This is a genomic window from Pradoshia sp. Z4_20 (assembly GCF_058216035.1).
This window is the reverse complement of sequence record NZ_JBZAJD010000003.1, coordinates 136367-151653: the sequence shown is the minus strand read 5'-3', so window position 1 is coordinate 151653 and position 15287 is coordinate 136367. Positions and strand designations below refer to the sequence as shown.

General features: G+C 35.7%; 14 protein-coding genes. 13 read left to right on the top strand and 1 reads right to left on the bottom strand.

The features are described from left to right. Nucleotides 1-93: 93 nt before the first annotated feature. The 13 genes from AC4BHP_RS10850 (at nt 94) to AC4BHP_RS10790 (ending at nt 14022) form a co-directional block, all read left to right on the top strand. The gene (locus AC4BHP_RS10850; RefSeq protein WP_140461114.1) at nt 94-690 is read left to right on the top strand and encodes a protein kinase domain-containing protein; all 597 of its coding nucleotides are present in this window, start codon (nt 94-96) and stop codon (nt 688-690) included. Nucleotides 691-915: 225 nt separating this feature from the next. Further along, entirely contained in the window at nt 916-1248 is a 333-nt protein-coding gene (locus AC4BHP_RS10845; RefSeq protein ID WP_066102117.1) for a zinc ribbon domain-containing protein YjdM, read from the top strand. A gap of 271 nt (nt 1249-1519) precedes the next feature. Next, on the top strand, nt 1520-3136 hold the full coding sequence (locus AC4BHP_RS10840; protein ID WP_306821540.1) for an alkaline phosphatase: 1617 nt from the start codon (nt 1520-1522) through the stop codon (nt 3134-3136). 584 nt (nt 3137-3720) lie between these two features. Continuing rightward, nucleotides 3721-4620 (top strand): EamA family transporter, encoded by a 900-nt coding sequence (locus tag AC4BHP_RS10835; RefSeq protein WP_490552200.1) that lies wholly within the window; start codon nt 3721-3723, stop codon nt 4618-4620. A 643-nt stretch (nt 4621-5263) separates the two neighbouring features. Next, nucleotides 5264-5623 (top strand): ArsR/SmtB family transcription factor, encoded by a 360-nt coding sequence (locus AC4BHP_RS10830; protein ID WP_066102105.1) that lies wholly within the window; start codon nt 5264-5266, stop codon nt 5621-5623. 1 nt (nt 5624) lies between these two features. Beyond that, a complete protein-coding gene (locus AC4BHP_RS10825) occupies nt 5625-7751 on the top strand; it encodes a heavy metal translocating P-type ATPase (RefSeq protein ID WP_490552198.1) in 2127 nt (708 codons plus the stop codon). 104 nt (nt 7752-7855) lie between these two features. Then, on the top strand, nt 7856-8440 hold the full coding sequence (locus tag AC4BHP_RS10820; protein WP_490552323.1) for an HAD-IIIA family hydrolase: 585 nt from the start codon (nt 7856-7858) through the stop codon (nt 8438-8440). Continuing rightward, nucleotides 8406-8849, top strand: coding sequence for a GNAT family N-acetyltransferase (locus AC4BHP_RS10815; RefSeq protein WP_490552196.1), 444 nt, complete (start codon nt 8406-8408; stop codon nt 8847-8849). Before AC4BHP_RS10820 ends, AC4BHP_RS10815 begins: the two co-directional genes overlap by 35 nt. 39 nt (nt 8850-8888) lie before the next feature. After that, nucleotides 8889-9362 (top strand): methylated-DNA--[protein]-cysteine S-methyltransferase, encoded by a 474-nt coding sequence (locus AC4BHP_RS10810; protein WP_490552194.1) that lies wholly within the window; start codon nt 8889-8891, stop codon nt 9360-9362. Between the two features lie 123 nt (nt 9363-9485). Next, nucleotides 9486-10325 carry a MerR family transcriptional regulator gene (locus AC4BHP_RS10805; RefSeq protein ID WP_066102093.1) on the top strand — a complete coding sequence of 280 codons (840 nt, stop codon included), beginning with the start codon at nt 9486-9488 and terminating at the stop codon, nt 10323-10325. Nucleotides 10326-10398: 73 nt separating this feature from the next. Then, a complete protein-coding gene (locus tag AC4BHP_RS10800) occupies nt 10399-11580 on the top strand; it encodes an MFS transporter (RefSeq protein WP_490552191.1) in 1182 nt (393 codons plus the stop codon). 344 nt (nt 11581-11924) lie between these two features. Beyond that, entirely contained in the window at nt 11925-12413 is a 489-nt protein-coding gene (locus AC4BHP_RS10795; protein WP_066102086.1) for a GNAT family N-acetyltransferase, read from the top strand. A 997-nt stretch (nt 12414-13410) separates the two neighbouring features. Next, nucleotides 13411-14022 carry a DedA family protein gene (locus AC4BHP_RS10790; protein ID WP_066102076.1) on the top strand — a complete coding sequence of 204 codons (612 nt, stop codon included), beginning with the start codon at nt 13411-13413 and terminating at the stop codon, nt 14020-14022. 49 nt (nt 14023-14071) lie between these two features. On the opposite strand, the gene AC4BHP_RS10785 is transcribed toward AC4BHP_RS10790, so the two are convergent. Further along, the gene (locus AC4BHP_RS10785) at nt 14072-15010 is read right to left on the bottom strand and encodes an alpha/beta hydrolase (RefSeq protein ID WP_490552188.1); all 939 of its coding nucleotides are present in this window, start codon (nt 15008-15010) and stop codon (nt 14072-14074) included. Nucleotides 15011-15287: the final 277 nt, after the last annotated feature.

Genomic DNA, 15287 nt, shown 5'->3' with positions numbered 1-15287 from the left:
ATAGTTTTGGACTTATATGATATGGGGTTTTTATTTTAAAATGAGGTGTTTACTATATCCTATAAAGCTTTAGCAGATAGTGTAGAGATTGAAATGAATGGATCTAAACCAAGATTAATTAAATATAGCCAGAATCTAATACTAATAGGTACAGGCAGGAGTGCTTTTGTATTTAAAATTAAAGATAAGGATTTGGCTTTAAAAATATATTTTCCTCATAAAAAGAGAATAGCCCTTGAGGAAGCGACCATTTACCGTAAATTGCAGCATATAGATTATTATCCGTCGTTATATGATGATGGTAATAATTATATTATCATTGATTTTATTGAGGGCTATACATTGTTTCAATGTCTACAAAAAGGTATTTTTGTACCTGAAGAGAAAGTTAAAGAGATAAGCAAAGCTTTAAAAATGGCGGAGGAAGTTGGATTAAATCCCGCTGATATACATCTTAAAAATATTATCATTACTTCTGATGGAGGAGTAAAAGTGATTGATGTTGCTCGTTTCATGCAACAGGAAAAAGATAACCAGTGGAAAGATTTGAAGAGAGCGTATTTTCAGATGTACTCAAAAAAATATTTCCCTAAAAAAGTTCCAACCTTCATCCTCAATTTGACGTCATTCATTTATAAAAGAAGATTTCTCCCAAAGCCAATACGGGTTTTATTTGATTCTACCGAGTAGATATTTTGTGCGTACAGTTGAAAGGGAGAGTCATGAAGCAAAAATGTTAAATAGAAACCTTATTTCAACTCAACCTAAATATATTGTGGCTATTTACCAATAAAACACTACTTTTAAAAGGCTGGTTGTCATGGTTATAATCTACTTTATGGATAAACATGAAAATATGTAAAATGCGAATACTATTAGTGTATAGATAGTATTAATTGCTCGGAGGTTAATAATATGACAACATTGCCAAATTGCCCTAAATGTAATTCTGAATACACATATGAAGATGGTCCGCTTTTAGTTTGTCCGGAATGCGGGCATGAGTGGACGTTAGAATCTGAAAGTGAAGATGTGAAAGTGTATAAAGATGCTAACGGGAATATTTTAAATGATGGTGACACTGTTACTGTTATCAAAGATTTAAAAGTAAAAGGAAGCTCCTCGGTTTTGAAACAAGGTACTAAGGTGAAGAATATTCGTCTCGTGGATGCTGATCATGACATTGATTGTAAAATCGATGGCTTCGGACCAATGAAATTAAAATCAGAATTTGTTAAGAAAATCTAAATAATCTTTTTAAAAAGGCGTTCAACAAAATATTTGTTGAACGCCTTTTTGCTGTGATTAATGTTGAAAAGTGAGAAAATAGTAGGTCTTTTAACACGTATGTCATGTAAATGTAATATTCATAAAGATACTTATGAATTTAGTAGCAAAAAATGTAAATAAAAATATATAGATAACAAATTTTAACATAATCTTATATATTCTGTAACTTTACTCCAATAATTAACATGTATACTTTATAATAGTTAAACTATTTTAGGGAGTGGATGAATTGAAAGCGGTTAACAAAAAGGTTTTATCTGTATTTATAGCGCTATGTTTGCTTATTGGTTTAAGTACCGGTTTTCTATCTCTTGAAAAAAAAGAACATGCCGAAGCGGCAGGAAAGAAAAAAACAGAAGTTAAAAATATCATTTTTATGGTGGGGGATGGAATGGGAGTCCCATTTTTAGCTGCTCACAGATATATGAAAGATAATCCAACCACAAAAATAATCGAAAACACAACATTTGATTCATATTTGGTAGGCATGCAAACTACATATGCTGATGATGAGGAGCAAAACATTACTGACTCTGCTTCAGCAGCAACAGCGATGTCTTCGGGTGTTAAAACATACAATGCAGCAATCGCTGTAGATGTTCATCAAAATGAAGTTAAAACGGTCCTGGAAGAAGCTAAAGCGCTTGGGAAATCAACCGGACTTGTAGCTACATCCGAATTAACACATGCAACACCAGCATCTTTTGGTGCCCATGATATTTCCAGACATAATATGGATCAGATTGCCGATGATTATTTTGATGAAATGATTAATGGAAAACATAAAGTGGATGTTATGTTAGGTGGCGGACTAAAGAATTTTGTACGCACTGATCGTGATCTAACAGAAGAATTCCAAAATAAAGGATATAGTTACGTTACAAATAAAAACGAAATGAGTTCGGATAAAAATAAACAGATTCTAGGGTTGTTTGCGGATGGTGGCCTTCCAAAAATGATCGATCGTACTAAAGAAATCCCATCATTAAAAGAAATGACAAATGTTGCAATAAATAAATTAAACAAAAATAAAGATGGATTTTTCTTATTGGTAGAAGGGTCGCAAATTGACTGGGCTGCGCATGATAACGATATTGTAGGTACAATGAGCGAAATGGAGGATTTTGAACAAGCATTTAAAGCTGTAATAGAATTTGCTAAAAAAGATAAGGAAACTTTGGTTGTCCTTACTTCAGACCATTCAACTGGTGGATATACTATGGGAGCAAACGGAGAATATAATTGGTTTCCTGAACCGGTCCAAAGCGCAAAAAGAACCCCAGACTTCATGGCAGCAGAAATAGCAGCCGGTAAATCTGTTGAAGAAACACTAAATAAGTATAGTGGCTTAGAACTAACGAGTGAAGAGCTAGATACGGTAGTGATAGCCGCTGAACCGATTGACGGTGTAAAAGACGTTACAAAAATTGATAATGCGATTGAGAACATTTATAATGCACGTTCAAATTCAGGTTGGACAACAAGCGGACACACTGGGGACGATGTGGCAGTCTTTGCATATGGACCTAAAAAAGATAGATTTAGTGGTTTAATAGATAACACAGACCAAGCAAAATTTATTTTTGATATTCTAGAAGAAAACAGTCCATACCTACCGCTGACAATCGAAGATGTATCCAGTAAGTCTACCAAAATAAAAGGAATGACTGCACCTGGAGCTACCATTTCTGTTAAAGTAGGAAAAGAGACAATTGGTTCTGGAAAAGCTAATGAAAATGGAGAATTTATAATTAATATCAAGAATCAAAAGGCTGGTAAAGAATTAACAGTATTAGCGAAGAATAAAGATAAAAGCAGCAAGGTTGTTAAATTACTCGTAAAATAATTACAAAAAAGACATTGCGATTTTGTGCAATGTCTTTCTTGTTTTTAGGAATGTTTTTATATTAGCGTTTAATTAGTTGGTTAAAAGAAAAATTATTAAAAGGAGAATTCTCAAAAGAAGATTAGAGTTTATATTTTACATTCAAAGAAATAGTCATTATAATCTAAATGGAATGCTAATTTTTTAAAAGCTGCAGAGCAAGTGTGTGGCAGGTGGATTTTTGAATGTTTTGTTTTCGCCACCCATCCCTTTATAAGGGGTGGGTGTTTTTTATTTTGGCCAGCTTCAGGGCCTAGGAGCTCGGGACATAGCAAAGCCACTACGGGGATGAAACTCCCTCTGTGCCTTTGTCTTATACTCCTCGCGGGCCTACAGGATGTAGGTCATGAAGACGTTGCCACAGGACGTGGCGTTCTTAGTCTTCGTTCCTTGAGTTTTAGCTTTATATGCAATCTAGCTTCAACGGCTAGAAACTCAGGACATAAGCATAGCCTCTACGGGGGATGAACCTCCCCTTCGAGTCTCTTTCTTATGCTCCTCGTTTCTGAGCGAGCCGTTTCAGCTTTTTATTTTAGGAGGTTTTTATGGGGATTTGGAGATATGCTTTACTTGTTTTTTTAGGCGGTTGTTCGTATGGGGTGGTTTCTACTTTTGTGAAACTTGCCTATGGGGAAGGGTTCACTCAGGGTGAAATTACAGGTAGTCAGTATTTGTTGGGTGCTGTTATGCTGTGGATTGTAGCATTATTTGTACCTATGGTTAAGTTGTCAGGTAAGCAAATAATAATTTTATTAATCAGCGGCTTCCCAATGGGACTGACGGGAATCTTTTATAATAAATCGCTGACCTATGTAGATGCATCGTTTGCCATCATTTTGCTTTTGCAATTTACATGGATTAGTTTTGTATTACAATATATTTTCGATAAAAAGGCTCCTGGTAAGAAAAATATTATTGCCACTGTGATCATTTTATTAGGATCCATTCTTGCATCAGGTATCTTGGCAAGTAATGGCGAAGTTTCATTAGTGGGTATAGTTTGGGGACTCCTATCTGCGACATCATTTGCCTCTTTCATTGTAGTAAGTGGACGCAGCAATATCGAAATTCATCCTATTTATAAGAGTGCATTTATGACAACGGGGGCAGCGTTACTCATTTTAATCGTATTCCCGCCAGTATTCCTTCTAAATGGTACATTGATGGATGGCTTATTTATATATAGTATAGTTGCAGGTTTATGTGCTTCCTTAATTCCTCCTATATTCTTTAATATAGGTATGCCTAAGATAGGAAGTGGGCTCGGGACTATCTTAAGTGCTTCAGAATTGCCTATGGCTGTATTAATGTCTGCTCTTGTGCTTAATGAAGTAGTAACTGGAGCACAATGGATAGGCGTAATTATTATTTTATGCGGAATTGCTTATCCGAATATGAGGATGCGGTGCAACCGTGAAATTCAAAATGAACCGATTGAATTGTAATATTAATTTTTTGTACAATAAAGATTTACTTAGTTCAATTTAGAGGCTGCCGACAATGTCGACAGTCTTTTTTTTTGTAGATATCGCTTAGCACGAAAACTTCCGGGACTTTAAAGCAGGAGAACTTCCTCGGTGTCGTCAATTAAAATATGGTTTCATCCTGATTGCTTAATTTAATAAAAAAAGGGAAAAAAATAATAATTAGTATAGCAATTGTTCCGCTTAAATAACCCAACCCCAATATAAAACCTCTATCTTTAAAAGATACATATTGCTTGTTTTTGCAGCTTGGACAATCCTTTCCTTCCTTAGTAAAGCCGAGTGACCAAATGTCTTTAACTTTCCACTTGAAATTACAGTGTGTACACCTTGCCAACAATCCATCAACCCCATCTCTATTCTTTGTTGGATTACAGGGAATTTCTGTATTTCATTTTACCATCAAATCAAAATTATTGGGAAAGTAGGAAGGTTAGAAAATAACCGTATAAGATTATACCTGCGAGAAAGTAAAGGTGATAGACTTTTGCTCAAATAATAAAATAACCCAAACCTTTTTCAATATTCAAACATATATTTGAATGATAAGTAGAAGGGATATATAATATAATCAAACGAAGGTTTGAATGAAGAGGGTGAAATAATGAGTAAAAAGGATACATGTGATGTATACGGGTTTGATCAAACTAAGGTTGATCGCATAAGGACAGATATACAAAGAGAAAATTTGTCCAGCGTTGCTCAATTATTCAAAGCGCTAGCTGATGAGAATAGAGCGAAAATAACGTATGCTTTATGCCAGGATGAAGAGCTATGTGTTTGTGATATAGCGAATATTATTGGTTCATCAGTTGCGACTGCTTCTCACCATCTAAGGACTCTTTATAAACAAGATATTGTTAAATATCGAAAAGAGGGCAAATTAGCTCTATATTCATTGGATGATGAACATATTAAACAAATCATCATGATTGCCTTAACGCACAAGAAAGAGGTGAAATGAAATGAATGAACATGTAAAAACAGATCAAAAAACATACCGTATTGAAGGGTTGAGTTGTGCTAATTGTGCCAATATATTTGAGAACAATGTAAAAAATCTAGATGGAGTCAAAGAAGCTAAGGTGAATTTCGGAGCATCCAAGATTTATGTGCAAGGCTCAGCTACAATTGAAGATATAGAAAAAGCGGGTGCTTTTGAGCATTTAAAAATACGAGATGAAAAAGAGAAAAAAATCGAAAAGACTCCGTTTTGGAAACAGAAAGAAACCTACAAAGTTTATATCTCAGCTATATTAATAGTGATTAGCTGGTTTTTAGGCCAGATATATGGTGAAGATCAGATAATTCCTACAATTGGATATGGAGCAGCGATTTTAATAGGTGGTTATACCCTTTTTATAAACGGCCTGAAAAATTTAGGGAAATTAACCTTTGACATGAATACCTTGATGACCATTGCCATTATTGGTGCAGCGTTGATTGGGGAGTGGAGTGAAGGAGCTACTGTAGTTGTCCTTTTTGCCATTAGTGAAGCATTGGAGCGTTATTCAATGGATAAAGCGCGACAATCGATTGAATCTTTAATGGATATTGCTCCGAAAGAAGCCTTGATTAGGCGTGGGCATCATGAAATTATGGTGGATGTCGAAAATATTGTGATCGGTGACGTCATGATTGTAAAGCCGGGACAAAAAATAGCAATGGACGGTAAAGTGATAAAAGGAACGTCAACTTTAAATCAGGCAGCCATTACGGGTGAAAGTGTTCCGGTTTTTAAAGCCATCGATGATGATGTGTATGCGGGTACATTAAATGAAGAGGGATTGCTCGAAGTAGAGGTTACAAAACGAGTAGAAGATACAACATTATCTAAAATCATTCATTTAGTAGAAGAGGCTCAAGCGGAAAAAGCTCCTTCACAAGCTTTTGTAGATAAATTTGCTAAGTATTACACCCCTGCAATCATCGTGATTGCGTTCTTAATTGCCATTGTACCTCCATTATTTTTCGGTGCGGAGTGGAGTGCTTGGATTTATCAAGGGTTGGCTGCTTTAGTGGTAGGCTGTCCGTGTGCTTTGGTCGTATCCACGCCGGTTGCTATTGTAACAGCCATTGGGAACGCTGCTAAAAATGGTGTTTTGATTAAAGGTGGTATTCATCTTGAAGAAGCTGGCCATTTAAATGCAATAGCCTTCGATAAAACAGGTACCCTTACAAAAGGTATCCCTACTGTAACAGATTTTATCGCCTTAGCTGAAAATAAAAATGAGTTATTCATGATTGCTGCTGCAATAGAAAATGGTTCACAGCATCCATTGGCCTCAGCGATAACAAAAAAAGCTGAAGAGATGGGTCTGAGTTATAAAGATATAATCGTGGATGAATTTCAATCCATTACAGGTAAGGGAATAAAAGCCAGTGTTAATAAAGAAACGTATTATGTAGGAAGCTTGCACTTATTTGAAGATTTGTTAATGGATCAGATTAAAACAGAGCAAAGGAATCAGATTCAGTCACTTCAAACCCAAGGTAAAACGATGATGATTCTTGGTACGGAAAAAGAAATATTAGCTATCATTGCAGTGGCTGATGAAGTGAGGGAATCCTCTAAAGAGGTTATTAAGAAGCTTCATCAAATTGGAATACAAAAAACGATTATGCTCACAGGAGATAATGAAGGAACAGCAGCAGCAATTGGTCATGAAGTTGGTGTTTCAGATATAAAGGCTGACTTACTACCAGAGGATAAATTAAACTATATTAAAAATCTCCGTAAAAGTAATCTACGTGTAGCTATGATTGGAGATGGAATTAATGATGCTCCTGCGCTGGCTGCAGCTAATCTTGGAGTTGCTATGGGCGGTGCTGGAACAGACACAGCCTTGGAAACAGCTGATATAGCTTTAATGTCTGATGATTTAAGTAAATTGCCATATACAATTAAGTTAAGTCGTAAGGCGCTGACCATCATCAAACAAAACATCACCTTCTCATTGGCAATTAAAGCGATCGCCCTATTGTTAGTCATTCCAGGTTGGTTAACATTATGGATTGCTATCTTTGCTGATATGGGTGCGACGTTAATCGTAACATTAAATAGTTTAAGATTGTTGAGGGTGAAAGAATAGAGATGATGCAGGAAGCAATTTGCTTCCTGTTTTTTTATATAAAAGGATTTTGTAATTGATGTAGAGAAATTGTAAGAAGAAGGGGATTATATATTATGAATCAGATAAATAAAATTGAAGCAGTTTTTATTGATCGAGACGGAACAATAGGTGGAGATGATACGATTCATTATCCGGGTAAATTTGAGTGTTTTCCCTTTACGCATTCTTGTATCGAGCAGTTAAAAAGAAATAATATAAAAGTTTTCTCATTTACAAATCAGCCAGGGGTTTCTAGAGGAATGGCAACCGAGCAAGATTTTATCGATGAGTTAAAAGGCTTTGGTTTCGATAATGTTTTAATATGTCCTCATTCTCCGGAAGATGGATGTAAGTGCAGAAAGCCAGGGATAGGAATGTTATTGAAGGCTGCTTCTAAACATCTATTAAACTTAGAAAATTGCATTGTGATTGGGGATAGATGGAGTGATATGGCAGCAGCTAAACAGGCAAATTGTTTGAAAATACTTGTAAAAACGGGATCAGGACATGCAACATTATTGGAACATCAGAAAAAAATTAAGAGAATGACAATAGAGTATATTGCTGAAGATTTAAAGGATGCTGTGCAATCGATTTTCCAATCACTAATTAATCAAGAGGAGGATAAAATAGGTGGAAATTTATCAGGCCACTCTAAAGAATCGTGAAGGGGTTAGCCAATTATTTAATTCGTATCGAGAATTTTATCATAAACCAAGTGATTTTGATGGTGCAATGACTTTTATTAGTGAGCGCTTAGAAAAGAGGGATTCAATTATTTTTGTGGCTGTGAATCATAAAAGGTATGTGGGATTTATACAGCTTTACCCGTCGTTCTCCTCTATTGCCATGAAACGAACTTGGATACTTAATGATTTGTATGTTATACAAGAAGCAAGACGAGAGGGAATTGGACAGCTGTTAATGGATGCAGCTATTAACTTATGCACGGAAACGGGGGCAAAATCATTATCCCTTCAAACAGCACCTGACAATGAACAAGCGCGAAGACTGTATAAAAATAATGGTTTTACTTTAGATAATGAGTATGACTCATTTATTAGGTATTTTAGATAATAATGAACAGAATGATTAATGTAAAGGAGGATATTTTAGGTGGGGAATAAATATGCCTATTATTATACGACGCTAATAGGTAAAGTAGGAATCGCAGAAGATGGGATCGGGATTACAGATGTGTTTTTAGGTGAAAAGCCAATAGAAGCTGAGGAGAAGGAAACTCAGTTAATCAAAGAAACCGCCAAGCAACTAGAGGAATATTTTAAAGGGGAGCGGGAGCAATTTACTCTAAAACTGAACCCTCGTGGTACTCCATTTCAACAGAGTGTATGGAAGGAATTGGTGCAGATTCCTTATGGAGAGACGAGAAGCTATAAACAAGTGGCAGAGAGGATAGGGAATCCTAGTGCTTCTCGAGCAGTAGGGATGGCAAATAATAAGAATCCGATTTTCATTATCGTTCCATGCCACCGTGTCATCGGTGCTACTGGAAAATTGGTCGGTTATGGGGGTGGACTTGATATAAAAGAGAAGCTTTTGGGACTGGAGTTTGAACTGATTACAAATTAAAGGTGATTCGAGCAGATCGCATTGATTCGTTTAGAATCAGTTTTATTTTGGCTTATAAATGGTCTTTGATAGTCTATAATGAAGTATATCTAATTGCATGAAAGAGACAATAAGGAGTCAGAAATGGAGAAACAATATTTTTTGATTGGTGAAGTGTCAAAGCTTACAAATACATCCGTTCAAACACTACGGTTTTACGATAAGATTGGCTTATTTAAACCTTCCTATACCGATCCTGATAACCAATACCGATATTATAGCAATACGCAGCTGTTTTATTTGGATATCATTAAATCACTGAAGCATGTCGGAGTCCCGTTGAGTGAGATAAAATCTGTATTACAGTTATCAGCGGGGGAGATGGCTGAATTTTTAGATGCGCAGGAAAGTAAAATTGAGCAGCAGCTGCGTCGGCTGGAGGATGTTAAGGCCATTCTGCGTTATAAGAAGAAGCAAATACTAAATCAACCCTCTCCTGAACAATTAGAAAAAGTGTATATAAAAAAATATGATAAACAGCGTATTCTTACTTATAATCAGGCACCTTCATCTGCCACTATTATTCCAGTAAAAGAATACGGCCATTTAATGAAAGTATTAGAAGACCATGGGACGGTATTTGATAGTGTCTATTGTGCGACGTATCCATTAAAAAAATATGATTCTATGCTAGATTGGCAATATACATCTATCTTTACACCAGTTCTCACGGACGAGGAAATCACGGTCTCAAATAAATATATGGAGATTGGTGAATTACCTGCCGGTGAATACGTATGTATTGCCTTCCATTCAGCAGAAGGAGTATATGAATCCTCTTATGAGACGCTTTATTCTTATATTATAAACAGAAAAATACCAACTGAAAAAATCGTCTATGAGTTGTATATGCCTTTTACCGATACGGCAGTCAATGAAGATGATTTTATCGTTGAATTGAAAGTACGAATAAAATCTACTTGACCCTATAGTAACTATAGGGTTTATTTTTATTAGTAGGAATTATAAACTAGTATACAAGAAAAGGAGTAAAACGATGTCAGGCAGCAAGAATCAGAATAAAGTACTTATCCTTTTATTAAGTAATATGTTTATTGCATTTTTAGGGATTGGCCTTGTAATACCAGTTATGCCTACACTTATGCGAGAACTTAACCTCGATGGCACGATTATGGGCTACCTCGTTTCAGCGTTTGCGGTCGCACAGCTCATTTTCTCACCATTTGCAGGAAAATGGGTGGATTTATACGGACGTAAGCGTATGATTATAATCGGTATGTTTTTATTTGGCATATCAGAGTTGATATTCGGTTTGGGAGAACAGGTATGGGTACTGTTCCTGTCCAGAATTTTAGGTGGAGTTAGTGCGGCATTTATTATGCCTGCAGTAACAGCATTTATCGCAGATATTACCACAATGAAGGAACGTCCAAGAGCATTGGGGTATTTATCAGCAGCAATTAATACAGGCTTTATCATTGGACCGGGAATTGGTGGTTTCTTAGCGGATATAGGTACGCGAGTGCCTTTTTATTTCGCCGCTGGACTAGGGATTTTCGCGGGAATCTTCTCCATTTTAATGTTGAAGGAACCTGAGCGCACAGTAGAAACGAATTCTTTAAAAGAAGTACCTGGCAAGAAAGGATATCATAAGCTATTTACGATTATTTACCTTATTCCGTTCCTAATTATCTTATCATCTTCACTTGGTCTATCTACCTTTGAATCTATGTATAGCTTATTCGTTGATCAAAAATATGGCTTCACTGCTAAAGATATAGCGATGCTCATTACGGTTAGTGCCATATTAGGAGTCATCGCACAAGTATTTTTATTCGAGAGAATTACAAGAGTAATCGGGGAAATATGGCTGGTTAAGCTATGTTTACTGGTAGGAGCTGTTTTTGCGTTCCTTTTAACAAGAGCATCCGCTTATTGGAGCGTGTTGGCGGTAACGTTTATGGTATTCCTTGCTTTTGACTTAATCAGACCGGCAATAACGACTTATCTATCTCGTATAGCCGGAAAAGATCAGGGATTTGTCAGTGGTATGAACTCAGCATTCACGAGTGTTGGGAATATTATCGGACCGGCAATTGGTGGGATTTTATTTGATATTGATCTCATCTACCCATATATTTTTGCGGCTATATTATTGGGAATTAGCTTGCTGATTTCCTTTGTATGGCGTGAAAGGACAACGGAAGTCCAGTCATAGATTGATTGTATTAGAGGCAAACCAGCTGTGTTTTTTTGCGCGGCTGGTTTTATTTTTAAAGTACTTATGGGCAATATCACTGTATTGATTTTCTTAAAACTCATTTTTCTATCTCCTTCAGCATATAATCGTGTAGTGAAGGAGGTCCGCCCAATAATCGGACAAGCATTTTTGAGGTATTATAAAGAGACATAGATAGTAATCGACGTTTCAGTTCAATCGTAAGATTAAGATATAAACTTTTTCAAACGTGATTCACAGAGAGTTTGTCCCTGAATAAAAGCTATACCTTGTCTATTAACCTGTAACCAGATTTATTAAATTCGCAAAGGAGTAAGCGATAGATGAAACTACAAATTCGATTAGCCAAGGATTCAGAAACCATGGAGATTATCGAACTATTAAAAGGGGCTGCGTCATGGCTCAAATCTGAGGAAATTGATCAATGGTCTTATTTATTGTCCGGAGGAGAGGATCTCGATATAGAGCGTGCTATTCTCAACAATGAGACCTATGTAGCAAAGTATGAAAATAATCTAATAGGGACCTTTACTTTATCATCTATTCAAAGTGAATGGGATCTCGATTTATGGGGGAATCAAGAGGATAGTTCCTTATATTTACATCGCCTTGCTGTAAATAATGAATATAGAGGGCAGGGACTGGGGTGTAAAATAATTCGGTGGATTGAAGAGAAATTTTCCGGTCGATATATGTATTTAAGACTAGATTGTGTGTCCAATAACCCCAGACTTAACCAGTTTTATCAGGATTGTAGATTCAAATTGGCTGGATCCACCGAAGAATTTAATAAATATGAAAAGTGTATTTAAAAAGGTAAATCAAGAGGAAGCGGTAAAAAGGATTGATAATAAAAGATATTTAGATTTAAAAAAGTTTAAGTATCAAATGTTTGAAGAAATGGTTACGGAATATAGGAATGTTAATTAATGAGTGAACGTATTAATAAGACATTTTTCTGGAAACTAGCCAACTAAAAAAGGACACCCAAATAGGCATCCTTTGAAAAGTTATTACTACCACGGAAATATGAGATAACACAAACATGCAATTATAGCTAAAACTAAGTTATAAAATATGTATTTATATTTTTTTTGTAGTACAGATATAATTGTTGAAATAATAGCAACTACCACTGCCATAGGAATAGTGAATAAAAATACGCCAAGAAAAAAAGTATCGATATAAACTAGAACAGTAAGTATGGCAGTGATGCTTGTCCATAGGATTGGATTTTTAAGCATAATTTAATCCTCCTCGTATAACTTGGTAATTATTATTTCAATATAATATAATATCGAAAACATTACTTCAATAGATTTTTGAAACCAATTTAAAGCTATTTCGTTATATACTACATACAATAATCTATACATAAACAGATATAGAAAAAGAAGGGCACCAATAAATAATAGGATTGAAAACATAATTATTATGCCCCCTTAACAGCAGAATCACTTCTCTTCGATATTCCATAGATGATACCGACAAGTCAGGAAAGAAAGGGAGTCAAATACGTATCGTGATTTACTCATAGGTTGCATAAATTTATCTGCTGAGTTGAGACCCTATAATGATAATAATGATAGACACCACCAGTAATTTGGAAATATACATCTATATGTTTTTCTTCCTAGCCTATATTATAGGAGAGGCTAAGGGCATTTATTTTACTTTCTCCTAGCTTTATGTTGATATTGTATAATGAAGATTACTATGATTGTCCAAAGAAGGAATATTATGATAGTGCTTTAAAGGTATTTCTGATTGGTCATAACACATAACTGATACATAGAAAGGATGGTCCAATTGGAGTCTTGGATAATGGACTTGATGAATCAATTTGGTTATTGGGGAGTGTTTCTCCTAATTGCTTTAGAAAATGTATTTCCTCCTATTCCGTCTGAAGTGATTTTAACGTTTGGAGGATATATGACACATGAAACTCAGTTAACGGTAGTTGGTGTCATATTGGTATCTACAATAGGTTCAGTTTCCGGTGCAATCATTTTATATTTCATTGGCCGATTGCTTGATGTCAGTCGTTTGGAAAAAATAATTGATCGGTATGGGAAGATCCTTCGTCTTACAAAAGAAGACATTTATAAGGCTGATGCCTGGTTTGATAAGTATGGTATTTGGACAGTCTTATTCTGCCGTCTAATTCCCTTAATTCGGAGCCTAATTTCTATTCCTGCAGGGATGTCCAATATGAATTTTCCATTATTCATTTTGTTTACAACAATAGGGACAGTTGTCTGGAATACCATCCTGGTCAACCTGGGAGCAAGTGTGGGAGAAAATTGGCATGAGATTGTAAACTATATGGACACTTTCTCAAATGTAATCTATGTCATACTCATTGTGCTATTTATCCTGTGTATTGTTTGGTATATTCGAAAAAGAAAAGAACGGAAGTAAACTTGAAAAGCCCTTATTCTCCAGATGAAATGGAGGACAAGGGCTTTTATTATTTGTTTGGCATATAGTTTGTTAAAAATGAACTAACTTTTTCTTCATACAATGCTGGATTTATATCATAGGCATTGCCATGCTCTGCTTTCGGTACTGAATAGAGGTCTTTTTCTGATGGAGTAGCCTCATAAAGCTCATGTACCATTTCAACTGGAACAAAGGTATCAGCTTCACCATGGATATAGAGGATGGGTAAATTTGTCTTCTTGACCTGCTCGATAGCTGAAGCTTCTCCAAAAGAGTACCCTGCCCGGATTTTTGTTAACAAACTAGTAGTTTGGATAATTGGGAAGCTTGGAAGATGATACATTCTTTTCAATTGATAGGATAGAACATCTTTGGCAGACGTATATCCGCAATCGGCAATAATTGCTTTTACTTGATTTGTCAGCTCTTCGCCGCTTGTCATTAAGACAGTAGATGCCCCCATCGAAACACCATGCAGGGCGATGTTTGAATCTTCTCCATTACGATCGATTATATAATCAATCCATTGAAGATAATCCTTGCGCTCTGGCCAACCAAAACCAATATAATCCCCTTCGCTAGCACCATGTCCACGCGCATCCGGCATAAGCACATTATAATTTAAAGTTTCATGATAATATTTTGCGTAGGCAGCCATATTCTTAGCCTTGCCTGCGTATCCATGCGCAATAATAACGGTTTGATTGGTTGGTTCATTAGCTTCCAAATAATAGCCTTTTAATTTCAGACCATCCATAGAAGTGATTGATACAGTCTCAAAGTTTGATTTGCTCATCCATGAAAGTGCCTGTTCCAGTAGAGAGTTGTCGGTTGAAACATCTAAATCTGGATTATCATCTAGAAAATCCTTATCAGAACGATAAACGGCTACTTTATAAAAGTAGAAGCTGGCTGCAGTCAGAATGGCTAGTATGAGTATGGTGATAATCGCAATCCACTTTTTCATAGTCCACATCCTTCTTCTAAATTGTCATAACAACTATCATACATCGAAAGATGACTTTTTGGTATAAGGTTTCTTTATCTATAATTACCTCAATTATCTATAATGCAGTAAGGATTATGTACCAGTGCGCGACTGAATAAGTGGAAGACCTGTTTGAAGGAAAAAATTGAACGTTATCACAGATAGTAGATGTTAAATTTTCCATAAATAAAATGTACAAACAACCTGTTAAAATATAGATATACAATTTACAAGTCAAATAGGATTTTATAAAGGA